The organism is Streptomyces aurantiacus, from assembly GCF_001418335.1.
Taxonomy (GTDB): Bacteria; Actinomycetota; Actinomycetes; order Streptomycetales; family Streptomycetaceae; genus Streptomyces; species Streptomyces aurantiacus.
Map to the genome: position 1 here is coordinate 1 of NZ_LIPP01000427.1, position 22,195 is coordinate 22,195.

21 protein-coding genes and 1 pseudogene are annotated in these 22,195 nt (G+C 70.6%); 10 read left to right on the forward strand and 12 right to left on the reverse strand.

Annotated elements, in window-relative coordinates; genetic code table 11:
• The 5 genes from AOK01_RS37615 to AOK01_RS37630 all read right to left on the reverse strand — a co-directional run.
• Positions 1-1,016, reverse strand: a 1,016-nt coding sequence (locus tag AOK01_RS37615; RefSeq protein WP_055519740.1) for an ABC transporter permease, incomplete at its 3' end; no start/stop codon positions are given.
• Positions 1,017-1,020: 4 nt separating this feature from the next.
• On the reverse strand, positions 1,021-2,754 hold the full coding sequence (locus AOK01_RS37620; RefSeq protein ID WP_055519742.1) for an ABC transporter substrate-binding protein: 1,734 nt from the start codon (positions 2,752-2,754) through the stop codon (positions 1,021-1,023).
• A gap of 204 nt (positions 2,755-2,958) precedes the next feature.
• Complete coding sequence (locus tag AOK01_RS46380; protein WP_314410954.1) at positions 2,959-3,051, reverse strand: Ms4533A family Cys-rich leader peptide; 93 nt, start codon at positions 3,049-3,051, stop codon at positions 2,959-2,961.
• Positions 3,052-3,197: 146 nt separating this feature from the next.
• On the reverse strand, positions 3,198-4,556 hold the full coding sequence (locus AOK01_RS37625; RefSeq protein WP_425424792.1) for a DUF3152 domain-containing protein: 1,359 nt from the start codon (positions 4,554-4,556) through the stop codon (positions 3,198-3,200).
• A 599-nt stretch (positions 4,557-5,155) separates the two neighbouring features.
• Positions 5,156-6,163 (reverse strand): alpha/beta fold hydrolase, encoded by a 1,008-nt coding sequence (locus AOK01_RS37630; protein WP_055519746.1) that lies wholly within the window; start codon positions 6,161-6,163, stop codon positions 5,156-5,158.
• A gap of 250 nt (positions 6,164-6,413) precedes the next feature.
• On the opposite strand from AOK01_RS37630, the gene AOK01_RS37635 reads away from it, so the two are divergent.
• The 4 genes from AOK01_RS37635 to AOK01_RS37650 all read left to right on the forward strand — a co-directional run bounded on the left by AOK01_RS37635 (position 6,414) and on the right by AOK01_RS37650 (position 8,380).
• The gene (locus AOK01_RS37635) at positions 6,414-6,647 is read left to right on the forward strand and encodes a hypothetical protein (protein ID WP_055519748.1); all 234 of its coding nucleotides are present in this window, start codon (positions 6,414-6,416) and stop codon (positions 6,645-6,647) included.
• A 219-nt stretch (positions 6,648-6,866) separates the two neighbouring features.
• Positions 6,867-7,520, forward strand: coding sequence for a TetR/AcrR family transcriptional regulator (locus AOK01_RS37640; RefSeq protein WP_055519749.1), 654 nt, complete (start codon positions 6,867-6,869; stop codon positions 7,518-7,520).
• Positions 7,521-7,715: 195 nt separating this feature from the next.
• Positions 7,716-7,943: a DUF3107 domain-containing protein gene (locus AOK01_RS37645; RefSeq protein ID WP_055519750.1), complete on the forward strand. Its 228-nt coding sequence runs from the start codon at positions 7,716-7,718 to the stop codon at positions 7,941-7,943.
• A gap of 167 nt (positions 7,944-8,110) precedes the next feature.
• Complete coding sequence (locus AOK01_RS37650; RefSeq protein WP_055519772.1) at positions 8,111-8,380, forward strand: hypothetical protein; 270 nt, start codon at positions 8,111-8,113, stop codon at positions 8,378-8,380.
• Positions 8,381-8,507: 127 nt separating this feature from the next.
• Here the strand turns inward: AOK01_RS37650 and AOK01_RS37655 are convergent, their stop codons facing one another.
• Complete coding sequence (locus tag AOK01_RS37655) at positions 8,508-9,269, reverse strand: ferritin-like fold-containing protein (RefSeq protein WP_055519774.1); 762 nt, start codon at positions 9,267-9,269, stop codon at positions 8,508-8,510.
• A gap of 480 nt (positions 9,270-9,749) precedes the next feature.
• Between AOK01_RS37655 and AOK01_RS37660 the strand changes: the two genes are divergently transcribed.
• Together AOK01_RS37660 and AOK01_RS37665 are read left to right on the forward strand one after the other, a co-directional pair.
• Positions 9,750-12,377 (forward strand): DEAD/DEAH box helicase, encoded by a 2,628-nt coding sequence (locus AOK01_RS37660; protein ID WP_055519751.1) that lies wholly within the window; start codon positions 9,750-9,752, stop codon positions 12,375-12,377.
• Between the two features lie 165 nt (positions 12,378-12,542).
• Entirely contained in the window at positions 12,543-13,439 is an 897-nt protein-coding gene (locus AOK01_RS37665) for an alpha/beta fold hydrolase (protein WP_055519752.1), read from the forward strand.
• 32 nt (positions 13,440-13,471) lie between these two features.
• Here the strand turns inward: AOK01_RS37665 and AOK01_RS37670 are convergent, their stop codons facing one another.
• Positions 13,472-14,386 carry an NYN domain-containing protein gene (locus AOK01_RS37670; protein ID WP_055519754.1) on the reverse strand — a complete coding sequence of 305 codons (915 nt, stop codon included), beginning with the start codon at positions 14,384-14,386 and terminating at the stop codon, positions 13,472-13,474.
• A 211-nt stretch (positions 14,387-14,597) separates the two neighbouring features.
• Here AOK01_RS37670 and AOK01_RS43180 point away from each other — a divergent pair, with 211 nt between their 5' ends.
• Positions 14,598-14,750 (forward strand): hypothetical protein, encoded by a 153-nt coding sequence (locus AOK01_RS43180; RefSeq protein WP_107100019.1) that lies wholly within the window; start codon positions 14,598-14,600, stop codon positions 14,748-14,750.
• Positions 14,751-14,834: 84 nt separating this feature from the next.
• On the opposite strand, the gene AOK01_RS37675 is transcribed toward AOK01_RS43180, so the two are convergent.
• The 3 genes from AOK01_RS37675 to AOK01_RS37685 form a co-directional block, all read right to left on the reverse strand.
• Positions 14,835-15,440 (reverse strand): MarC family protein, encoded by a 606-nt coding sequence (locus AOK01_RS37675; protein WP_055519756.1) that lies wholly within the window; start codon positions 15,438-15,440, stop codon positions 14,835-14,837.
• Positions 15,441-15,645: 205 nt separating this feature from the next.
• A complete protein-coding gene (locus tag AOK01_RS37680; protein ID WP_055519758.1) occupies positions 15,646-16,512 on the reverse strand; it encodes a PHP domain-containing protein in 867 nt (288 codons plus the stop codon).
• A gap of 134 nt (positions 16,513-16,646) precedes the next feature.
• On the reverse strand, positions 16,647-17,288 hold the full coding sequence (locus tag AOK01_RS37685) for a DUF6758 family protein (protein WP_055519760.1): 642 nt from the start codon (positions 17,286-17,288) through the stop codon (positions 16,647-16,649).
• Positions 17,289-17,500: 212 nt separating this feature from the next.
• Here AOK01_RS37685 and AOK01_RS37690 point away from each other — a divergent pair, with 212 nt between their 5' ends.
• Positions 17,501-18,754: an MFS transporter gene (locus AOK01_RS37690; RefSeq protein ID WP_055519762.1), complete on the forward strand. Its 1,254-nt coding sequence runs from the start codon at positions 17,501-17,503 to the stop codon at positions 18,752-18,754.
• A 79-nt stretch (positions 18,755-18,833) separates the two neighbouring features.
• Here AOK01_RS37690 and AOK01_RS37695 read toward each other — a convergent pair whose 3' ends face one another.
• Positions 18,834-19,499: a suppressor of fused domain protein gene (locus tag AOK01_RS37695; RefSeq protein ID WP_055519764.1), complete on the reverse strand. Its 666-nt coding sequence runs from the start codon at positions 19,497-19,499 to the stop codon at positions 18,834-18,836.
• A 518-nt stretch (positions 19,500-20,017) separates the two neighbouring features.
• Here AOK01_RS37695 and AOK01_RS37700 point away from each other — a divergent pair.
• Together AOK01_RS37700 and AOK01_RS37705 are read left to right on the forward strand one after the other, a co-directional pair.
• Entirely contained in the window at positions 20,018-21,127 is a 1,110-nt protein-coding gene (locus tag AOK01_RS37700; RefSeq protein ID WP_055519766.1) for a magnesium and cobalt transport protein CorA, read from the forward strand.
• Positions 21,128-21,160: 33 nt separating this feature from the next.
• On the forward strand, positions 21,161-21,721 hold the full coding sequence (locus AOK01_RS37705) for a hypothetical protein (RefSeq protein ID WP_055519768.1): 561 nt from the start codon (positions 21,161-21,163) through the stop codon (positions 21,719-21,721).
• A 191-nt stretch (positions 21,722-21,912) separates the two neighbouring features.
• Here the strand turns inward: AOK01_RS37705 and AOK01_RS45835 are convergent.
• Positions 21,913-22,195: pseudogene (locus AOK01_RS45835) on the reverse strand (hypothetical protein); the annotation flags it as partial.

Below are 22,195 nucleotides of genomic sequence, written 5' to 3' on the forward strand. Positions count from 1 at the left end.
GCCCCCTTGTCCGCCCCGGCCGCCCTGGCCTCCCGCCGGCGCCCCGTGCCGACGCGCAGCCGGGAGGCCGCGCGCGGATCGAGGGCCGTACGCACCCCGTCGCCGAGGACGGTCAGCGCGAGCACGGTCACGAAGAGCGCGCCCGCGGGCAGCAGCAGATACTGCGGAGCGGCCTGATACCAGACGTCGGCGGCGGTCAGCATCTGCCCCCACGAAGGTGTCGGCGGCTTCACCCCGACGCCGAGGAAGGACAGCGCCGCCTCGACGCTGATGTTCGACGGGATGAGGATCGCGGCGTACGTGATGACCGGTGCGGCAAGTCCGGGCAGCAGCTCCCGGCGGGCGATCCGCCAGGTGCCCCAGCCGCTGAGCCGGGCCGCGGAGACGTAGTCGAGCCCCTTGAGGGTGAGCGTCTGCGCGCGCACGATCTTCGCGATGTTGCCCCAGGCGATCAGGCCGATGACGAGGGCGACGAGTACGGGCCGCGGGAAACTCGACGGCACGATCGCGAGCAGCGCCAGCGACATGATCATCAGCGGCATAGCGACGATGATGTCGGTGAACCGGCTCAGCAGTTGATCCACCCAGCGGCTGCCGAGCGCGGCCGCGACGCCCACCACCACGCCGATGGCGATCTGCACGGCCGTCGCCGCGAGCGCGACGCCCAGCGAGACCCGGGCGCCGTACACCAGCCGCGCGAACAGGTCGCGCCCGGTCTGCGGCTCGACGCCGAGCCAGTGATCACCGCTGATGCCGCCGAACGCTCCGACGGGCACACCGCCGCGCGCGGAATCCACCAGGCCGGGATGGTACGTGGTCGGGTCCTGGCCCTCGATCGCGGTGAGCAGCGGCGCCGCGAGCGCGACCAGGACGAGGGTCGCGACGACACCCGCCGCGACGAGGGCGGCGCGGTGTGCGCGCAGCCGCCGCCAGAACTGACGAGCCCCCGAGGCTCCCGGGGGAACGGAAAGGTCCGTTCCCCCGGGTGCCCGGGAAGCGACGAGTACTTCGCTCACGGCGCTACTTCACCGAGGCCTGCGAGATGTCCAGCACCCCGGTCCAGTCGCTGATCACGACGTTCTTGATGTCCTTGCCGTACAGCCGCTTGTAGACCGGGTGGAACAGCGGCACGGTCAGCGCCTGCTCGCCGATCTTCTTGTCGAGCGCGCCCCAACGCGTGGCGGCCTCGTCGAGATCGGTCAGCTTGTTGATCGCGTCGATCTCCGCGTTGACCGACTTGTCGTCGAGGAAGCCGGTGTTGAAGTTGGAGCCGTCCTTGACGATCTGCCGGCCGTCGAAGATCGGGGCCAGGAAGGGGCCGCCCGAGGGCCAGTCGGCACCCCAGTGCGCGAGGAAGAAGCCGGGCTCGGTCCTGGCGTTGTGGATCTTGTCGCTGTAGTCGTTGTCCTCCAGACCCTGGAGCTTGACGGTGATACCGGCCTTCTTCAGGGCGTCCTGGATGGCGGTCGCGATCTCGGGGCTGGTCTCGAAGTCCTTGGCGTTGGAATGGGTGAGCGTCACGGTGAGCCCGTTCGCGTGGCCCGCCTGCTTCAGCAGTTCCTTGGCCTTGGCGGCATTGCCGGATTTGCCCGCCGGGAAGTGGTCGTACGCCGTGTAACCGAAGGACTTCTGATCCGGCAGGTACGTCGTCGCGGCCTCGGCCAGGGAGGACCCGCCCGCCGCGTTGATCACGGAGGTGCGGTCGATGGCGTACGAGATCGCCTGGCGCACCAGCGGGTCGTCGAACGGCTTCACCTTCGGGTTGAAGGCGATGTAGTTCGTGTAGCCGAAGTGCCCGGTGCCCACCCGCGCGGCGAGTTCCTTGTCGCCGCTGACCTTGGCGAGTTCGGCGGGTCCGAGGTTCGTGTCCGTGGTCACGGCGGCGGCGTCCGCGCCCTGCGACGACGAAAGGCGCTGGTTGATGACGGACGAGTCGAGCCCGGACCGTACGTCGATCCTGTCGGGGTAGGCCTTGCGCTCGGCGTCCGTCGACGCGGACCAGTGCGTGTTGCGCGCCAGGGTCAGCCGCTCCCCGTCGTTCTCGTTCTTGACGACCTTGTACGGGCCGGACGAGACGGGGTGCTCCTCGTACTTCGTGCCCGTGTCCGCGGCCTTCGGGACGGGCGCGAACTGCGTCTGCGTGGCGAGGTAGGGGAACTCGCCCTCGGGCTTGTTGAGGCGGAAGACGATGGTCCGCTCGTCGGGCGTCTCGATGGAGTCGAGGCCCTTCTTGTCCTTCTTGGCCTTGTAGGGCCCTTGGTAGTCGGCTCCGCCGATCAGCCAGTCCCGCAAGTAGGGCGCGCCGCCGGAGAGTTCGGCCGCGAAGGACCGCTCGATGCCGTACTTGATGTCGGCCGAGGTGATCGCGGTGCCGTCCTCGTACTTGAGGCCCTTCTTCAGGGTGTACGTCCACACGGTCGCGTTCTCGCTGGGCCTGCCGGTGTCGGTGGCGAGGTCGGGTACGACCTTGGCGCCCTCGGCCCCGTCCTCGCGGTTGCGCGTGGTGAGCGTACGGAAGACGAGGGACGGGACGTTGCCGCCGCCGGAGGTGTAGAGCCGGGCGGGGTCGAAGTCCTGCTGCGGGACGGAGTTGAGGACCGTGAGGGTGCCGCCCTTGGCCGGTGCGGCGCCGGCACCGCCGGACGTGGCCTTGGCATCGTTGTCTTCCGGCCCGCAGGCGACCGCGCCCGCTGCCACGGCCAGGCTGACGGATACGGCGGCCAGACGGCGCGCTGTGACGGACGATTGGCGCATGGGAGGAAACCCCTCGAAGAATTCGGCGAATACCGCGCGGAAAAGGACGCGGCGAACGGAAGGAATCGCGGAAATCGCCCGATGACGCGCGGGCACGAGGGCACGCGGACACGAAGGCACGAGGGCACGTTGAAAAACACCCGGCACCGTTGGTCAGGTGCCGATGGAAAGCGAGAGAAGGCCGACGCGCGCCAGGGGCGAGGGTCAGCGACAGTGAATGTCGGCGACGCAGAGCGCGGTCACACCGAACAGCGCCAGCTCAAGGGCTGCGCGTACGGAGATGTGACGAGGCGACATGCCAGAAAATATGAACGAACTTTTCCCGGCTGTCAATGTGAGATATCCGCTCGTCGACCGTCCCTCGACCGCTCCTCGATCACCGCCGACCGCTCCGTCGACCGCCCCTCGACGCACCCATCACCCGCCCATCACCCGCCCCTGGCTCAACTTCCGGGGAAGGGCCAGGGGTTGGGGCGGCAGCTGATCCCGTCGTGGTTCAGGAACTTGGTCTGCTGCTGCATGACCGGAGCCAGCCCTCCGTCGACGCTGCACGTCACGTGGCCGAATCCGAGCCGGTGGCCCACCTCGTGGTTGATCAGCATCTGGCGGTACGCGTACATCTTGTCCCCGTATGTCTCGGCGCCCTGGGCCCAGCGGTACGCGTTGATCATCACGCGGTCCGTGGCGGCCGAGTCGCAGGAGACGTTGTCCTGGGTGGTGTCGAGACCTGACTTGGCGCACCAGAACGCGGTGGTGCCGGGGCTGGCCAGCGTGATCACGAAGTCGGGCTTCCCCGAGGAGATCCGCTCGAAGGTGCGACCGCCGTCGTGGGCCCAGCTCCGTTTGTCGTTCAGGGTTTTCTGCACCGCCTGCGCGAAGAGCTTTCCGTCGAGGCCGAGGTCTTTCTCCACATCGATGCGGTAGGTGTATTTCTGCCCGGTTCCGGGTGCCTTGTCGAGGCCGGGAATCGCCTCGAATTTCCCGCCGCCCTTGAGGCCGGCCGCCAGCGGGTACTTCGCCGCCATTTGCTGGGCGTACGACAGTGTGGCCACGCTCGGCCTCGTGGAGGGGACCGATCGTTTGTCGGTGCGCGACGCCGAGTCCTTGGCTTCACGGCTGGGACCGCCGGCCCCCTGCGAGCGTGCGGAGTCGTTCTTGCCCCCGCCGTCGGCGACCTGACCGGCCACGACGACGGCGAGCACGGTGATGACGGCGGCGGCCGCGATGCCGGTGAAGGCCCGGCCCTTGCCGCCCTTGCCCTTGTCCGGCCCGGAACCCGACCCGGGACCCGAACCGGAGCCCGCCCCGGTCCCCGGTGATCCCGGCCCTCGGGGCGGCGCCTTGTGCTCGACCTCCTCGTCCCATTCGGTGACGGAGGCGAAGGGGTCGGCGCGGAGCGCTGCCGCCGCCGTCGTGGTGGCAGCGGTGCGGGGCGTGTAGGTGTTGTCGCTGTCGCTGTCGCCGAAAGTGTCGTCGACGTCACCGAAGGCGTCGACGTAGGCCTGCCGGGGACCGCCGACTCCGGCCCCGGCACCGGCCCCTGCTCCGGCTCCGGCTCCGGCTCCAGGCGGCCCGTACCGCTGTCCCGGGATCGGGGTTCCGGGGCGGCCTCGGGGCGCGCCCTGCCCCGGCCTTCGCGAAGGCCCTTGCGGGGATCCTTGCGGGAACGCCTGCGGTACTCCGTACGCGGATCCGGACCCCAACCCGGACCCGGACCCGGCGCCCGTCCTCGTCCCGCCCCAGCCGCCGCCGGCCTCCCGCTGCTCGGGGTGCCCACCGCGGACAGGGGGCCCGCCGTGCACCGGGGTGTCGTCTGCGCGACGCGGCGCACCCTGCGCCGGTGTCCCGTCCTGCAACCGCGGGAACCCATGAGCCGGAGTCCCGTCCGGCAGACGGGGAAAGCCGTGGGCCGGTGTCCCGTCCTGCAACCGCGGGAATCCGTGAGCGGGGGTCCCGTCCGGCAGACGCGGAAAGCCGTGCGCGGGCGTGCCGTCGGGAAGCCGCGGCGCCCCGCCCGTCTGGGACCCGTCCCCATACTGACCCGGCTGCTGCACCGGGTACTGACCTGGGCGCTGTGGACCTCCACCGGCATATCGAGGAGCCCCGCCCGCGGGCATGGGCCCGCCTCCGGGACGGGCACCACCCTGTCCCGGCGCATTCCCGGACCTGGGCCCGGGTCCGGGTCCTTGTGGCACCGGAACCCATCCTTCAGGCAGGCGGGGCACCCCCCGAGCGGGTGCCCCGCCCATCGACTGCGGCCCTGTCCCCGTTCCCGTTCCCGTGCTTGTCCCCGTGCCTGTCCCCGTTCCCGGCTCCGACCGGGCAGCAGGAACCGCGGGCGGGTCGGCGGTGTCGCCCTTCGGGGCGGGCCCGCGCCGGCTGTGACGTCCCACGTCCCGCTTCAGCTCCTCGCGCCGGTAGTGCCAGTAGCGCCGATAGCGCCGGTTTCGGCCAACTCGCCTGTGTCCGCGAGGAGTTCGCGGACGGCCGTGGCCAGGGTCTCCGGGTACTCCATCATCGCCACATGTCCCGCCTGAGGCAACGTCAGCAACCGCGAGTCCCGGAAAGCACGCGCCGCGCGCTGGGCCATACGGTACGAGACGAGTTGGTCGCGGCCTCCGTAGACGAGGAGTGTAGGCGCGAGTACGCGCTCCGCCTGGCGCCACAACCCGTGCTGACCGCCCAGCGTGTACGCGTTCACGATGCCGCGTGCCGAGCGCGCCATGGCATCCCAGAAGTAGGGGAGGGCGAGTCTCCGCTCCATCTCCTCGACCGCGTTGCGGAACCCCTCGGGCGTGACCATGCCGGGGTCCCCGTAACAGAGCGCGGTGACGCCTCGTACGCGCTGCTCGGCGGACCAGTCCTTGGTGAACCTGGTGAACAGACCCGCCACCCCGGGCAGGGCGAGCAGCGCCGTCGGCACCGCGCTGCGCTGCACCCGGATCTCCGGGAGCGCCGGCGAGACGAGCGTGAGCGTGCGGACGAGGTCGGGCCGTACGGCGGCGACGCGTGTCGCGACGGCCCCGCCCAGCGAGTTCCCGAAGAGGTGCACGGACCCGCGCTCGGCCGCGTCGAGATATCGGATGACCGCACGGGCGTGTCCGGTCACCGAGTAGTCGCCGTCGTCCGGCGGCGGCGAGTCGCCGAAGCCCGGCAGATCGACGGCCTCGCTGTCCACGAGGCCGTCCAGGAGCGGCATGAGCGCCGACCAGTTCTGCGAGGAACCGCCCAGCCCGTGCACGTACAGCGCGGGCGGCAGCCCTTCTCTGGCCGGCGGCCTCGAACGGACCGTCAGCGTGATCCCGTGGAGGCCGACCGTGCGCAGCCGTTCCCCCGCCGCCACCCTGACGGAACTGACCTTCGGCGCGACGGAGGTGGCCGGCAGTGACGGCAGTTCGGTCGAAGACATGCGGGCAATGTTACGAGACGATCACGCGCTGAAACGTGTGTTCGCCGTCACAGACGCAAGCCACAGCCCTGCCTGAGCCCTGCCCGGGCCCTGCCCGAGCCCTGCCCGAGTTCCGCTCACGACCGGTCCCGTGCCGGTCGCATCGCGTAGCGCCCCTCTCCGAGGTCTCTTAGGGTTCGTTAACGAGGGCACTCGTACTCGTGCAAGTACTTGTGCAGGAGCGCACTCGGACCACTCGGGAAGAGGACACATGACTGTCGACCCCACCGACCCCGAGGCACGTGAGGACAAGGACGACGCCGACGACACCGACGGGACCGAGATCGACGTGGAGGCCCCCGAGGCCGACGCCGCCGAGCAGCAGGCCGACCTCACACCCCAACGGGACGATTCACTGACCGGCGCGGACCCGGACAACGCCAACGAGGCCGACCTCGTCGAACAGAGGAAAATCGTCGAACTCGACGAGGACGACTACCGGTGAGCCGGGCCCGGAGCGATCGCCGGTGGCCGCCCGGACGGCTCCTCCTGGGCGCACGCCTGCGGCGACCCCGGCCTGCCATGCCCCTGTATGGCGTGATCTGCACGGTTTCGCCGGCGTCCGGTCCGTGAAATTCTCCGCTCGCACCGCGCACACCACGGTTACCGAAAAGTACGATGGCCGCGCGGCGCTCACCGCATGTGGACGACATTGGGAGGCGGCGTGACAGCCATCGAGCAGACAGAGGCAGCACGCCCGCGGGGCACACGCCTGCCGCGCCGTGCCCGACGCAACCAGCTCCTCGGCGCCGCCCAGGAAGTGTTCGTTGCGCAGGGATATCACTCGGCCGCGATGGACGACATCGCCGAACGCGCGGGCGTCAGCAAGCCGGTGCTCTACCAGCACTTCCCCGGCAAGCTGGACCTCTACCTGGCCCTGCTGGACCAGCACTGCGAGTCACTGCTGCAGTCCGTACGGACCGCGCTGGCGTCCACCACGGACAACAGCCTGCGCGTACGGGCCACCATGGATGCCTACTTCGCGTACGTGGAGGACGACGGCGGCGCCTTCCGGCTGGTCTTCGAGTCGGACCTGACGAACGAACCCTCGGTGCGTGAGCGGGTCGACAGGGTCACGTTCGGCTGCGCGGAGGCGATCTGCGAGGTCATCGCGGAGGACACCGGGCTGTCGAAGGCCGAGTCGATGCTGCTCGCCTCGGGCCTGGGCGGGCTCGCCCAGGTGGTGGCCCGCTCCTGGCTGCACAGCGACCGCAGCGTGCCGCGCGACCAGGCGGTGCAGCTGCTGACCTCGCTGGCATGGCGGGGCATCGCGGGTTTCCCCCTGCACGGCAGCGAGCACCACGGGGAGCACCACTGAGGAGCACCACATGACCGCGGCCGGCCGGGCGGCTCACCGCCGACCGCTGTTTTGTTCCCACGAGTGTTTTGTTCCCACCAAGTGTTCGCTCCTGGCGTTCTCGGCCGGAGCATGTACGTCCCCTCGCCGGGCTAATGTGTGCTGCGTACGGCGCGGAGGAACGCGCACATCAGTGACCGTCGGAGGGACATAGCCGTGGAGGTCAAGATCGGCGTGCAGCACGCGCCCCGCGAGATCGTTCTGGAGAGCGGTCAGACCCCGGAAGAGGTCGAGCGCGCGGTGTCCGAGGCGCTGGCAGGCAAGTCGCAGCTGCTCAGCCTCGTGGACGACCACGGCCGCAAGGTTCTGGTCCCGGCGGACCGCCTGGCCTACGTGGAGCTCGGCGAGCCGACGGCCCGCAAGGTGGGCTTCAGCGCGCTGTAGGGCGTAGGAGAAGGGCCCGGTGGCATCGGCCGCCGGGCCCTTTCCCGTCTCCGTGTACTTCACAGGTGGGACACAACTCATCCACACGGGAGGATTGCATTCCGCAGGTCACGGGTATGACGAGCTACGACTGAAGTGGACACACGGCCGTGCGGGAGGACCCCCTGATGTACTTGGAAGCGCTCGGCTCCGCCATGCTCGGTCTGGCCTTGGCATGGGTGGTGACATACCGCCTGGCGCACCGCCTGCCGGCCCGCAGGATCGTCCTCCCGACAGGTGTCGCGGGCGGCCTCTTCGGCGCCTTCCTGACCCACACCGCACTGGGATCGGTCGGCTTCCTGCCGGTGATGCTCGGCGCGATCGCCGTCTCGGCGGCCTCCGTCTCCCTGCTCCTCCGCCCCACAGCAGGACTCCGCCGCCACTCGGCAACGGTCTGAGACCCGATTCGGCCAACGCCCACTGAGGCGCCCCGACCCTGCGGGGCTCCGCCCCGCCAAGGGGCGCGGGGAACTGCGCGCCCAGCCCCCACGACCCGCAGTCGGACAACCGGCGGTCCCAGGGGGTTCAGGCGGCCAGCCCCAACGCAGCCATCCGCTTCGTGTGCGCCTCAGTGATCCGCGAGAACATCCGCCCCACCTCCGCGAGATCGAACCCGTCCGCGACCCCACCGACGAGCATCGTCGACAGCGCGTCCCGGTCGGCGACCACCCGCTGGGACTGCGACAGGGCTTCCCCCATCAACCGCCGCGCCCACAGCGCGAGTCGCCCGCCCACCCGCGGATCCGCGTCGATGGCGGCCCGCACCTTCTCGACGGCGAACGAGGCGTGCCCCGTGTCGTCGAGGACGGCCAGTACGAGCTGCCGCGTGTCGGCGTCGAGCCGGGCCGCGACCTCCCGGTAGAAGTCACTGGCGATCGAGTCGCCGACATACGCCTTGACGAGCCCTTCCAGCCAGTCGGACGGCGCCGTCTGCTTGTGGAAGCCGTCGAGCGCGGCGACGAACGGCTCCATCGCCTGGGTCGGGTCCACCCCGATCTCGGTGAGCCGGGCCCTGAGCTGCTCGAAGTGGTGGAACTCCGCCGAGGCCATCTTCGCCAGCTCCGCCTTGTCCCCGAGCGTCGGCGCCAGCTTGGCGTCCTCCGCGAGCCGCTCGAACGCCGCCAGCTCGCCGTACGCGAGCGCTCCGATCAGATCCACCACCGCGGCGTGGTACTGGGGGTCGACGGAGGCCGTGGCCCAGTCCTGGGCCGCGACTGTGGTGGACTCCGCGGTGGGTCCCGCGGTGGGTTCTGCGGTTGCGTCGGAAGCGTTGTCGGGCGTCGTCATGAAGCGCACAATAGCCCGCTCACCGTACGGCGGAAGGCCCTGGTCAATCAGTGTGACGACGACTACGTGACCAAATCGGCCAACGCATATGCGCGGATCCGGGGTATGGTGGTAATGCGCTCGCTGAGTTGATCTACGTAACTCGACGGGCCGCACGAATGAGGATGCCCGGTCGGTGGCCCGATCGGCTCCGACCCGACAGCCCTCCTCGCCCGTACGGCACAGCGCGTACGGCATCCGGAGGGAACCCTCAGCGGTACGAACGCTTGAGCGTCGGCAGTGGTCCCATGCCACCCGGTCCGCTGGTCAACAGCGGCCGACGTCCCCGGCACGGTCCCTGATACGACCCCCGCGCTCGCCTCGCACCGCGTACACAGAAGAGGCAGCACCCTGACTACTTTCCGAGACCTCGGTATCTTTCCCGAGACTGCCGAGGCCCTTGAGGCCGTCGGCATCACGAGTCCCTTCCCCATCCAGGAGATGACGCTCCCCGTCGCCCTCGCGGGCAACGACGTCATCGGCCAGGCCAAGACCGGCACCGGCAAGACGCTGGGCTTCGGCCTCCCGCTCCTTGAGCGCGTGACCGTCCCCGCCGACATCGAGGCGGGCCGGGCCAAGCCCGAGCAGCTCACCGACGCCCCGCAGGCCCTCGTCGTCGTCCCGACGCGCGAGCTGTGCACCCAGGTCACGAACGACCTGCTGACCGCGGGCAAGGTCCGTAACGTACGCGTTCTCGCCATCTACGGCGGCCGGGCGTACGAGCCGCAGGTCGAGGCCCTCAAGAAGGGTATCGACGTCGTCGTCGGCACCCCGGGCCGACTGCTGGACCTCGCGGGACAGAAGAAGCTCAATCTGAAGCACGTGCGCGCCCTCGTCCTCGACGAGGCCGACGAGATGCTCGACCTGGGCTTCCTGCCCGACGTCGAAAAGATCATGAACATGCTGCCGGCCCGCCGTCAGACGATGCTGTTCTCGGCGACCATGCCGGGCGCGGTCATCGGCCTCGCGCGCCGTTACATGTCGCAGCCCACCCACATCCGCGCCTCCGAGCCGGACGACGTGGGCGCGACGGTCGCGAACACCGCGCAGTTCATCTACCGCGCACACAACATGGACAAGCCCGAGCTGGTCTCGCGCATACTGCAGGCCGACGGCCGCGGTCTCGCGATGGTCTTCTGCCGCACCAAGCGGACGGCGGCGGACCTCGCCGACCAGCTGCAGCAGCGCGGCTTCGCCTCCGGCGCGGTCCACGGCGACCTCGGCCAGGGCGCCCGTGAGCAGGCGCTGCGCGCGTTCCGCAACGGCAAGGTGGACGTGCTCGTCTGCACCGACGTGGCCGCGCGCGGCATCGACGTCGAAGGCGTCACGCACGTCATCAACTACCAGTCGCCCGAGGAAGAGAAGACGTACCTGCACCGCATCGGCCGTACGGGCCGCGCGGGCGCCAAGGGCATCGCGATCACCCTCGTCGACTGGGACGACATCCCGCGCTGGCAGCTCATCAACAAGGCGCTGGACCTCGGCTTCCCGAGCCCGCCGGAGACGTACTCCACGTCCCCGCACCTCTTCGAGGAGCTGAACATCCCGGTCGGCACCAAGGGTGTCCTGCCCCGTGCCGAGCGCACCCGTGCCGGTCTGTCGGCCGAGGTCGTCGAGGACCTCGGCGAGACCGGTGGACGTGGCGCCCGCGGCGGTCGCGGTGGGCGCCCCGCCGGTCCGGCCCCGGTCGCCGAGCGCGATCGTGACCGCGATCGAGAGCGTGACCGTGATCGTCCGGCGCGCACGCCGCGCCGCCGCCGTCGTACGCGCAACGGCACGGCGCTCGACGCCGCGGAGCCACAGACCAGCTCCCAGGCCACCCCGCAGAGCGCTTCGCAGACCGTGTCGGAGACCACCGAGCCGGCCTCGGCGACGGAGCCGCGCACCCCGCGCAGGCGTCGTCGTACGCGTACCGGAAGCGGGTCGGAGGCTGCCGCGACCGCGGTCGCCACGGCCGAGGGCACTGTCGCGGAGAGCACGACCGCCGAGGTCACCGAGGCCGCCGAGGCCGCCGAGGTCATCGCACCGGCAGTGGTACCGACCGTCGAAGCCGAAGCGGTGGTGGACGCGGAGGCCAAGCCGCGCCGCCGTCGCACGCGCCGCACGGCGGAGGCCGGGCAGCCCGAGGCCGCCGCTGTCGTCGTCGAAGAGGCCGCCAAGATCGTCGAGGCTGCGGAGGCCGCCGAGGCCGTCGTGACCAAGCCCCGCCGACGCACTCGTAAGGCCGCCGAGCCGGTCCAGGCCGCGGTGGACACCGCCGCCGTCGGCACGGTCGTCGCGGTCGCGGAGGCTGTGGACGTCGCGGAGGTCGCGGTCACCAAGCCGCGTCGCACCCGCAAGGCCACGACCACGGCCGCCGCCGAGGTGGTCCTGGACACCGCCGAGGCCACTGAGGCCAAGCCGCGCCGCCGGACCCGTAAGGCCGCCGGAACCGCCGAGGTCGCCGAGGCCGCCGAGGCCGGTATCCCGGCGCAGGCGACCGAGGAGCCCGAGGCCAAGCCGCGGCGTCGCACCCGTAAGGCCGCCGAGGCCGCTGGGACCACCGAGGTCGCTGAGGTCGCCGAGACGACTTCTGTCGCCTCTGCCGCCGCCCCGGTGGAGGAGGCAGCCGTCGTGGAGGCCAAGCCGCGTCGGCGTACGCGCAAGGCCGCCGAGCCGGCCCAGACCGCGGTGGACACCGCCGAGGGCACGACGGTCGAGGCACCGGCGGACACGGTGACGAAGCCGCGCCGCACCCGCAAGGCCGCCGCACCGGCAAAGGCCGCGGAGGGCGCCGCGGAAAGCGCAGTGGACACGGCCGAGGCCGCCGAGGCGAAGCCCCGCCGCCGTACCCGCAAGGTCGCGGTCGCCGAGGCCGACATCCCGGTCCAGGCCACCGAGGCCGTGGCGGACGCCGCCGAGGCTCCGGTCAAACCGCGTCGCACCCGCAAGACGGCCGCCAAGGCCACCACCGCGGACACGGTCACTGCTGTGGCCACCGATGTGGTCGCGGCCGAGGCCGCGCCGGAGGCCAAGCCGCGTCGCCGCACCCGCAAGACGGCTGCGGCCGCCGAGCCCACGGAGGGCTGAGAACCGCATCCGACGGCCCGGTCCCCCTCGTGGGGGCCGGGCCGTCGGCGTTCCGCGACAGGGCCGTGGGAACAGGCCCGTACGAGGAGGCCCGTACGAGCAGGCCTGTGCGAGCGCGGCCGGCCGGTATGCCGTCCGTCAGGTTCCCCGGTTAGCCTCGTCCTCATGAGCAGGCCCGTCACCTTCGTCCCGCCCCCCGGGGCCCGCGCGTATCGCCTCGGCACCGCGCGCGGGGAGTTCGCCGTGATCGACGCGGGCAGCCCCGTGCGGGGGACCGCGCTGTTGCTACCCGGATTCACCGGCAGCAAGGAGGACTTCATCTCGCTGCACGAACCGCTGGCGGCGGCCGGGTACCGGACCGTCGCGGTGGACGGCCGGGGCCAGTACGAGACACCGGGCCCGCCGGACGACGAAACCCCATACGCACAGGGCGAGTTGGCACTGGACGTGCTCGCGCAGCTCGACGCGATCGCCGACGACTCCGAGGGCTCCGAAGGCTCCGAGGGCTCCGAGGGACGCTTCCACCTGCTGGGCCATTCGTTCGGCGGACAGGTCGCCCGCGCGGCCGTCCTGCTGGCACCGGCCCGTTTCCGGTCGCTCACTCTGGTGTCCTCCGGGCCCGCGGAGATCTCCCCCAGCCAGCAGCAGCGCGTGAAGCTGCTGCGGGACGCGCTTTCCGTGATGGACATGGCGCAGGTGTGGGAGGCGATCCGGGCGCTGGAGCCGCCGGAGGACGCCGAGGGCGAGCTGGACGCCGGCCTCGACGACCAGGAGGACCTCAGGCGGCGCTGGTTCGGCAACAGCCCGGCCCAGCTCATCGCCACGGGACGCCAGCTGTGCGAGGAGCCCGACCGCGTGGCCGACCTGGCGGCGCTGCGGCTGCCCGTGCACGTCCTGTCGGGCGAGAGCGACGACACCTGGCCGGTGCCGCTCCTCGACGACATGGCCGTACGCCTGGAGGCGCACCGCACGGTCATCCACGGAGCCGAACACTCGCCCAACGCCGACCGCCCTCTGGAGACGGCCGAGGCCCTCGCGGCGTTCTGGGACCGGGTGGGCTGACGCGCAGGCTTCTGACCTGACCTGGTACCGGCCTAGTACTGACTCTGCAGGTGGTCCCAGAATCCGTCCCGCAGGGCCCGCCGCAGATCGGCCTGCCCGCGCAGCGAGTACTGCAGCAGCCCCTCGGACTCCACGAGCAGGTCCTGGTCGACCGGTCCCGGCAGATACGGGTGGCCGGGCAGCAGCTCCGCCAGCGACTCCCGCCCCCGGGCGGCCAGCCACTTCGCGGCGATCTGCGCCCCCACGAACCGCACGTCCTCCCGGGTGGGCCTGGTCGCCGCCGACGTGTCGTACGCGTTGGTGGTGCGCCGGGCCACGTACGGCTTGAAGAAATCCAGGTCGAAGGTGCGCTGGCTGTCGACCTCCCAGAGCAGCGGCTCCGCCTGGTTGCGGCCCTCCGGCGCCTCGATGCCCCAGAGGTGGACCCGGGCCCCGTACCCCTGCGCCGCCTCGACCGCCGAGACCAGGTCCTCGTCGCCGCCGATGAGCGCCGCGTCGCTGATGGCGCGGTGCCGGGCCAGTGACTCCAGGTCGGAACGGATCAGCGAGTCGACGCCCTTCTGCTGGTTGTTGGCGTTGAGATTGCCGAGCCGGACCTTGACGTCGGGCAGCTCGGCGATGGACTGCTGCTCCGCGGTGTGGATGCGGCGCCGTGCCCCGTCGTACCAGTAGACGCGCAGCAGCCTGCTGTCCGCGAAGATCGTGCGCGCCCGGTCGATGAGCGCGTCGATGAGCCCCTCCGCGTCCAGTTCGAAGGCCCGGCGGTCCTCCGTCCCGGCGACGAGCCGGCCCGCGGCCGCGTAGAGATACCCGGCGTCGACGAAGATCGCGTGGGTCGACGGCGTCTTCGCCACCTCGGCGAGCATGCGCTGCAGCAACTCGTTCGTGCGGTCGATGCGCGCACCGATGGCTGCCAGGTCGTCGGTTGCCGCGAAGTCGTCGTTCATATGCGCCTCATTGTCGCAGGACGTCACTGTGCGAACACACGCGGTCCCGATACTTGCAAGTAATTAGACGTTCGAAAGTTTTCTTTAGCGTAGGGAATGTTCGTAACAAACGTTCCGTTGACTCCTTTGGGAGCGCGGGACACACACGCCTCGCTCACCCACCCACCAGTAGTTCTCCTTCAGGAGGATGACCAGACGAAGGGAGAAGCCCTTGCGCTTCGAAATCCTGCGACTCGACGACGTCGACGGCACGCCCGTTGACAGCACCGTCGTGGACGCCGCCTCCGTCAACCGGATCGTTCAGCAGGCCGCCGCCATCGGGCAGCGCCTCTGGATCCGCCCGGCCGACACCTCGGCCTCATAAAGCGGTCGTTTGACAGTCTTCGGAACCCCCGTCCGGCACGATGCCGGACGGGGGTTCCGCGTATCCGGCCGTGACGGTTCGGGTTCAGCTGTTTCGGACGACCTGCGTGACGCCGTTGATGATCTGCTGCACCGCGATCGCGGAGAGCATCATGCCCGCGAGCCGCGTCACCAGCACGACACCGCCGTCCTTGATGACACGGATGATCAGCAGCGAGTACCGCATCACGACCCACAGCACCACATGGATGGCGAGGATCGCCGCCCACACCGACAGCTGGGTCGCCACGCTGTCGGCCTTCTGCACGGCCAGGATGACGGACACGATCGCGCCGGGTCCCGCGAGCAGCGGCATGCCCAGCGGCACGAGGGCGACGTTGACGTCCTTCGTCTGCTTGGGCTCGTCCGTCTTGCCCGTGAGCAGGTCGAGCGCGATGAGCAGGAGCAGCAGCCCGCCCGCGATCATCAGCGCGGGGACGGACACGTGGAGGTAGTTCAGGATCTGATGCCCGAGCAGCCCGAAGACGGTGATGACCCCGCCGGCCACGCAGACGGCCTGGAAGGCCATCCGCTTCTGCACCTTGGCCGGACGGCCGGACGTCAGCGCGAGGAAGATCGGGGTGATCCCGGGGGGATCCATGATGACGAAGAGCGTGAGGAAGAGGGAGCCGAAGACGGCGAGGTCGAACATGAACAGTGAGGCCTTGCGGAGTGTTGGGACACGTATGGATGGATCTGGCGTGGGGTGGGTGCGGATGCAGTGTGGGTGCGTCGTGGCTGGTCGCGCAGTTCCCCGCGCCCCTTTGGCGAGTTGTCGGCGACCCTTTTGGTGAGTTGTCGGCGACCCCTGCCCGGCGGGCGGCCTGCGCGGGCCGTCTGCGGTCGGTAGTCGAGCGCTACGTGCCCGCGTTCCCGCCCGCGCCGGGTACGGGGAACGCCCCGGTCGCCCGTCGGGTGATCTCCCCGTAGATCTCGGGGTCCGTGGTGATCTCTCCGAGTTCACACGCCTTGCGGCTGCCGTGGTAGTCGCTGGACCCGGTCGTCAGCAGCCCCAACTCGCCCGCGAGGTCGCGCAGTCGGGTCCGAGTGGCCGCGTCGTGGTCCATGTGGTCGACCTCGATCCCGTCGAGCCCGGCCGCGGCCAGCTCGGCGATCGCGGACTCCGGCACCGTCCGCCCCCGCTTGGCGGCGGCCGGATGCGCGAAGACGGTCACCCCGCCGGCCGCCTTGACCAGCCGGATCGCCTCGAAGGGGTCCGACTCGTGCTTCTGGATGTGCGCCCGGCCGCCGTCCGCGAGCCACTCGGTCGTGAACGCGTCCGAGACGGTGGGCACGACACCCAGCTCGACCATCGCGGTGGCGATGTGCGGCCGGCCCACGGACCCGCCTGCCGCGATCCGTGCCACCTGCTCCCAGGTGATGGGCACGCCCAGTTCCCGCAGCCTGCCGATCACCGCCTGGGCCCGGGGCACCCGGTCGTCCCGCACGAGTTCGCGCTCGCGCAACAGGTCCGGCTCCTCGGGATCGAAGAGGTACGCCAACATGTGCAGGCCGACGCCGTCGAGGCGGCAGGAGAGCTCGGCGCCCGTCACCAGCGTCAGCCCGGCGGGCACGGCCGCGATGGCCTCGGCGTATCCGCGGGTGGTGTCGTGGTCGGTCAGCGCGACGACGTCGAGACCGGCGGCAGCCGCGTTGCGCACCAGCTCGGCCGGGGTGTCCGTACCGTCGGAGGCCTTGGAGTGGCAGTGCAGATCGATGCGCACGACGCGGACTCCAGACGCAGGTGGAACGAGGGACCGCTCAAGAGTAACGGCCTTGCGAACGACTCTTGTCATACCGTCTTGTCACACCCGCAGAACGGGATCGCCCCCTACAGCCCCTACCGCCTCTACCGCCTCTACGGTTCGAGAATGCGCGGGGACAGCGCACCGCACGGCAGCAGGTCCACCTCCGCGCCGGCGTCCCGCAGATCCGTCAGCACCAGTTCGTCGTACATCAGCAGCCCCGTCTGCTCGGGCCACACGACCGCCCACAGCCACAGCCCGAGTGCCTCGCCCGCGAAGACGGCCCGGTCGCCGGGCACCCCGGGGACGTTCCAGAGAGGCGTCGGCCGGCCTGCGGCCAGCACTTTCGCCTCGGCGGGCTTCTCGACGTTCAGGTACGGGCCCGGGTCGGGGCCCTCGATGCCCGCGTACCGCGCGCCCAGGCCCACGCCCAGTTCCTCGGCGACGAGGATCAGCTCGCCGAAACCGCCGAGCGGGCCGGGCCCCGAGCAGGCCACCGCCGTCGCGCGACCGCCACTGCGGTCGTCACCGGCGAACGCCGCACCCGTGAAGAGCCAGCCGACAGGCAGGGGCCACGGCATCCACACCGGTACGCGCGCCCGATGCACGACCACATCAAGGGCTTCGACGCTTGGCGGGATCACGGGCTGAAGCGGATGCACGACGCCGTGCGCATCACACTGCCAGGAATCGGCAAAGAGGCCGGGAGCCCTGACCCGGCCACCACACTTCGGGCAACTGGGTTCGCCCCTCATAAGGCACAACGGTCCTCTCCGTCTTTCGTCGCGTCAAGGACGATCACCCGTCCGGCACGCGTCTGTCACCTCGCTCGCCCCGTCGCCCGTCCTGGCGCCTGCCCCGTCGGAACTAGATGTATCTTGCATCTATTAGCCGATCTAACTTATTATGTGCATATGCCAATCATCTCTCCCCGAGCGAGCAGTGAGCGAACAGTGAAGGAGCGGGCATGAGCATCAGCACGGGAGGTCCCGCCGAAGGGGACACGTTCGACGCGGGGGCCGGTGGCCTGCTGCGTCAGCCGAAGGCGGTCTGGGCGACCGCCGGGGCATCCGTCGTCGCCTTCATGGGCATCGGCCTCGTCGACCCGATCCTGCCGTCCATCGCCAAGGGCCTGGACGCCACCGCCGGCCAGGTCTCCCTGCTCTTCACCTCGTACTTCCTGATCACCGCCCTCGCGATGCTGGTCACTGGCTTCGTCTCCAGCCGTATCGGCGGTCGCCGTACCCTGCTCCTCGGCCTCGCGCTGGTCGTGGTCTTCGCCGGCCTTTCCGGCACCTCGGGATCGGTCGGCGAACTCGTCGGCTTCCGGGCGGGCTGGGGGCTCGGCAACGCCCTCTTCGTCTCCACGGCCCTCGCCGTCATCGTCGGCGCGGCGGCCGGCGGAAGCGCGGCCGCGATCCTGCTGTACGAGTCCGCCCTGGGCCTCGGCATGGCCTGCGGGCCCCTGCTGGGCGCGCTGCTCGGTGATGCCAGCTGGCGCTATCCGTTCTTCGGCACCGCGTTCCTGATGGCGATCGGGTTCCTGTGCATCACGGCGTTCCTGAAGGAGCAGCCGAAGCCCGCGCGCAGGACCGGCCTGCTCGACCCGCTCAAGGCACTCGGTCACGGCGGCCTCGCCTCGGTGGCCGCCTCGGCGTTCTTCTACAACTACACGTTCTTCACGGTGCTGGCCTTCACGCCGTTCGTGCTGGACATGTCCCCGTACAGCTCCGGCGCGGTCTTCTTCGCCTGGGGTGTGCTGCTCGCGGTGTTCTCGGTACTCGTGGCGCCGCGCATGCAGGCGTGGTTCGGCTCGCTGAAGGTGCTCGGCGGCTCGCTGGTGCTGCTCGCGGCCGACGTGCTCGTCCTCGGATACGGCAGCCACACCACGGCCGTGGTCTGCACGATCCTGTCCGGCGCCTTCATCGGCGTGAACAACACCGTCTACACGGAGCTCGCGCTCGGCGTGTCGGACGCGCCTCGCCCGGTGGCGAGCGCCGGCTACAACTTCGTCCGCTGGTTCGCGGCCGCCGCGGCGCCCTTCTTCGCGCCGAGGATCGAGGAGTGGACCGACATCCACATCCCGTTCGTGGTCGCGGCGGTCACGGCGGCGCTGGGCGCGCTCGTGGTTCTCGTACGCCGCGACGCCCTGACGCACGAGGCGGCGGAGCTGGAGGAGCGGCACGCGGCCGAGGACGGCGTCACCGCCTTCGCGAACTGAGGCCCCGATACAGGGGAGGCCCGCCCGGCCGGAGTGTGAGATTTCCAACTGGCCGGTCCTGGCCGGTCGTTGGAAAAGGTCAGTCCAGAGGCACGGACTTGCGTGCGGGATCGCGCAGGTCCGTTCCGCTTGCCAGCCAGCGCTCCTGGAGGGCCCCCGCGCCGTGCACCCGCTTCCACGCGGCCTCGTTCGGCGTCATGGGCAGCAGCGGCAGGAACCGTACGGGGTCCAGGGGTGCGTCGAGTTCGAGATCCTCGACCAGGCCGCCCGGTTCGGCCACCAGGACCGAGGTGAACGGGGCCCCGGGCCACAGCGGACCACCCACGTCGAGCGAGGCACCGGGGGCCACGACCAGGCCCTCGACCTGCGGGGACGCGGCCAGTACGGCGAGCGGGCGGAGCACCTTGTCGGTGTCGGCGGCGCCTGCCCGTACCGAGAGGACCAGCTCGGCGCGCGGGCCCGCGACCGGGTCGGCGACGGCCGCCGTGGGGTCCGCCATCGGCTGGGCGGACATGCCGAGGGTCGCGTAGCGGACGATCTCGCCACCCGAACCCGTAACCGTCCCCGCGCCCGCACCCGACCCCGCACCTGTCCCCGTGCCCGTGCCCGTGCCCGCGTCGGTGGAGCCCGTGAAACGGAGCACCTCGATGCGGTCGGTGCCGAGGAAGGTCACCGCGGCGCGCGCGTCCGGTTCGCCCAGCGCGGTACGCAACCGGGCCTCCACCAGAGGAAGAACATCAGCCATGGGGCGAGCATAGAACTCGCCAGTAGCGGGCAAACCGACGGCTTGACACTTCCGTCGGCTGATAGTCTTGGCCGCTGGCCGGGGCAGCACGCAGAAGCGTCGCTCTCAAGTCCCGGCCCACGTCTCGACGCATGAGACTCCCCTACGGGGGATGGACCTCCCCTACGGGGGACCGGCCGGAGGAGGTGGGGCTCCATGGATCGAAGTCGACCAGGTAGTACCACCCGCTCTTCCGGCTGCTGAGTTCCGCCCGCTCAGCTTCCAGAGCTCACGCTCTCCTGACTGCCGCCTCTCGCACTCGCGTCATGGCCGGTCCGGTACACAACGGAAGAGCACTTCGTTTTTCCTGATCTCCTGATCTGTCTGAATTTTTCTGATCTGTATCAGTAGCGAAGCCGCCACCGTGACGGTGCGGTGCTCCCCGCTTTGTGGACGTGCCAAACATCCGCAGTCAGGACGTCCCCATTCCGGGCAGTTCCAGCCGTCGTCGGCGGCCTTCGTTCGCGAAGGAGCCAGCCATGTCGATGATCCGTGACCTGCGTGCCGCGGTGCGCCCCACGCCGCGCAAGGACGGCGGCGCGTACGACACCACCCGCTCGGCCGCGGAGAGTTCGGCCGTCGTGGACTGCGCGGTCTACCGCGACGGCGCCCGTCTCCCGTCCGACGACAGCCTCACCCCGCGTGCCGCGATCCGTCAGGTGCGGCGCGACGGAGGGTTCGCGTGGATCGGCCTGCACGAGCCCACGGAGGACGAGTTCGCCGGTATCGCCGCCGAGTTCGGGCTGCACCCGCTCGCCGTCGAGGACGCCGTCCACGCCCACCAGCGGCCCAAGCTGGAGCGCTACGACGACACCCTGTTCGCCGTCTTCAAGACCATCCACTACGTCGAGCACGACGAACTCACCGCCACCAGCGAGGTCGTGGAGACCGGCGAGGTGATGTGCTTCACCGGGCGGGACTTCTTCATCACCGTGCGGCACGGCGGGCAGGGCTCGCTGCGGGCGCTGCGGCACCGGCTGCAGGACGACCCGGAGCTGCTCGCCAAGGGGCCTTCGGCCGTGCTGCACTCCATCGCCGACCATGTGGTGGACGGCTACATCGCGGTCGCGGACGCCATGCAGGACGACATCGACGACGTCGAGACCGAGGTGTTCTCGCCCGGCCGCAGAGGCGGGGTCTCGCGCGGTGTCGACTCGGCCCGGATCTACCAACTCAAGCGTGAGGTCCTGGAGTTCAAGCGCGCGGTGTCGCCGCTGATGCGGCCCATGCAGCTGCTGAGCGAGCGGCCGATGCGGCTGGTCGACCCCGACATCCAGAAGTACTTCCGCGATGTCGCCGACCACCTGGCCCGGGTGCAGGAGCAGGTCGTCGGCTTCGACGAACTGCTCAACTCGATCCTCCAGGCCAACCTCGCGCAGGCGTCCGTCGCGCAGAACGAGGACATGCGCAAGATCACGTCCTGGGCGGCCATCATCGCCGTGCCGACGATGGTGTGCGGGGTGTACGGGATGAACTTCGAGCACATGCCGGAGCTGCACTGGCGGTACGGATACCCCGCGATCATGGGCCTCACGGTGGTGCTCTGCCTGGGCATCCACCGGACGCTGAAGCGCAACGGCTGGCTCTGAGAGGTCCGGCCGGGCCGGGCTAGGCTGGCCCTCATGACGGATCAGGCCAGCCCCTCGCCCGACCACCATGCGTCGGCGTCCCGCCTGTTGGACCGGGCCCTCGTCGAGGAGGCCACCAAGAAGTCCGGGCTCATCTGGGTACGGGGCCTTCCCGTCGAAGACGGGGCGCCGTCCCGGGCTCTCTGGCACGTGTGGCACGACGGGGCGGTGTGCCTGGTCGGGGACGGACCCGGTGAGCAGCCGTTGCCCGGACTCGCGGACGGGGGCGACGCCGTCGTCACCGTCCGCAGCAAGGACAAGGGCGGTCGCCTCGTCTCCTGGTCGGCGAAGGTGGTGGAGCTCGCTCCCGGCTCCGAGGAGTGGGACGCGGCGGTCGCCGAGCTCAAGGGCAAGCGGCTGAACGCGCCCGACGGGGAGGCCATGCCCGGGCGGTGGGCCCGGGAGTGCCGGGTGGTTCGGCTCACGCCGACGGGGTCGACTGCGTCGTTGCCGGACGGATCGTTGGCGGCGCCGCCGTTGCCTACGTCGGCGACCACGCGTCGGCCGGTGCCGGCGGGGGTGCCGCGGCTGCTTTTCAAAGGCCGCAGGCGCTGAGCGCTCCGCTGAGCGGGCCCCTTCAGCTGCGGGTCCGTTTTCGACTGCGGGTGGGTGGGGGCTGGTCGCGCAGTTCCCCGCGCCCCTGAAAGACGGGGCTGCGCCCTGGTCTTTCGCCTTTAGGGGCGCGGGGAACTGCGCGACCAGCCACAGCGCACCCGCAGCCGAAAACGGACCCGCACGCCCGCCCCTCAGGACGACGGGAGCTGTTGGCCGTAGTCGACCGTCGCGTCCTTGTCCGGCGCCTCCAGGGCGAACGCCCTCCCCCAGTCGGTCAAGCGAAGCGTCCCCGCGTCGCCGGCCCGGACCAGGAGCAGCGGGTAGGGCTTGCCCTCCAGGGAGACGTCGATCCGGCCGCCGGAGCCCTCGTCGCTGGTGAGGCGGATGGTGCGGGTGCCGTTCAGTTCGTGGTGGCCGTCGGTGGCGAGCTCGCCCTGCAGAGCGAGCAGGCCGTCGAGAAGGACGTCCTTCTCG

Coding starts and splice junctions, on each gene's coding strand:
- AOK01_RS37620 (WP_055519742.1), bottom strand. CDS start 2,754: ATGCGCCAATCGTCCGTCACAGCGCGCCGTCTGGCCGCCGTATCCGTC.
- AOK01_RS46380 (WP_314410954.1), bottom strand. CDS start 3,051: ATGTCGCCTCGTCACATCTCCGTACGCGCAGCCCTTGAGCTGGCGCTG.
- AOK01_RS37630 (WP_055519746.1), bottom strand. CDS start 6,163: ATGTCTTCGACCGAACTGCCGTCACTGCCGGCCACCTCCGTCGCGCCG.
- AOK01_RS37635 (WP_055519748.1), top strand. CDS start 6,414: ATGACTGTCGACCCCACCGACCCCGAGGCACGTGAGGACAAGGACGAC.
- AOK01_RS37650 (WP_055519772.1), top strand. CDS start 8,111: ATGTACTTGGAAGCGCTCGGCTCCGCCATGCTCGGTCTGGCCTTGGCA.
- AOK01_RS37655 (WP_055519774.1), bottom strand. CDS start 9,269: ATGACGACGCCCGACAACGCTTCCGACGCAACCGCAGAACCCACCGCG.
- AOK01_RS37660 (WP_055519751.1), top strand. CDS start 9,750: ATGACGCTCCCCGTCGCCCTCGCGGGCAACGACGTCATCGGCCAGGCC.
- AOK01_RS37665 (WP_055519752.1), top strand. CDS start 12,543: ATGAGCAGGCCCGTCACCTTCGTCCCGCCCCCCGGGGCCCGCGCGTAT.
- AOK01_RS37670 (WP_055519754.1), bottom strand. CDS start 14,386: ATGAACGACGACTTCGCGGCAACCGACGACCTGGCAGCCATCGGTGCG.
- AOK01_RS37675 (WP_055519756.1), bottom strand. CDS start 15,440: ATGTTCGACCTCGCCGTCTTCGGCTCCCTCTTCCTCACGCTCTTCGTC.
- AOK01_RS37685 (WP_055519760.1), bottom strand. CDS start 17,288: ATGAGGGGCGAACCCAGTTGCCCGAAGTGTGGTGGCCGGGTCAGGGCT.
- AOK01_RS37690 (WP_055519762.1), top strand. CDS start 17,501: ATGAGCATCAGCACGGGAGGTCCCGCCGAAGGGGACACGTTCGACGCG.
- AOK01_RS37695 (WP_055519764.1), bottom strand. CDS start 19,499: ATGGCTGATGTTCTTCCTCTGGTGGAGGCCCGGTTGCGTACCGCGCTG.
- AOK01_RS37700 (WP_055519766.1), top strand. CDS start 20,018: ATGTCGATGATCCGTGACCTGCGTGCCGCGGTGCGCCCCACGCCGCGC.
- AOK01_RS37705 (WP_055519768.1), top strand. CDS start 21,161: ATGACGGATCAGGCCAGCCCCTCGCCCGACCACCATGCGTCGGCGTCC.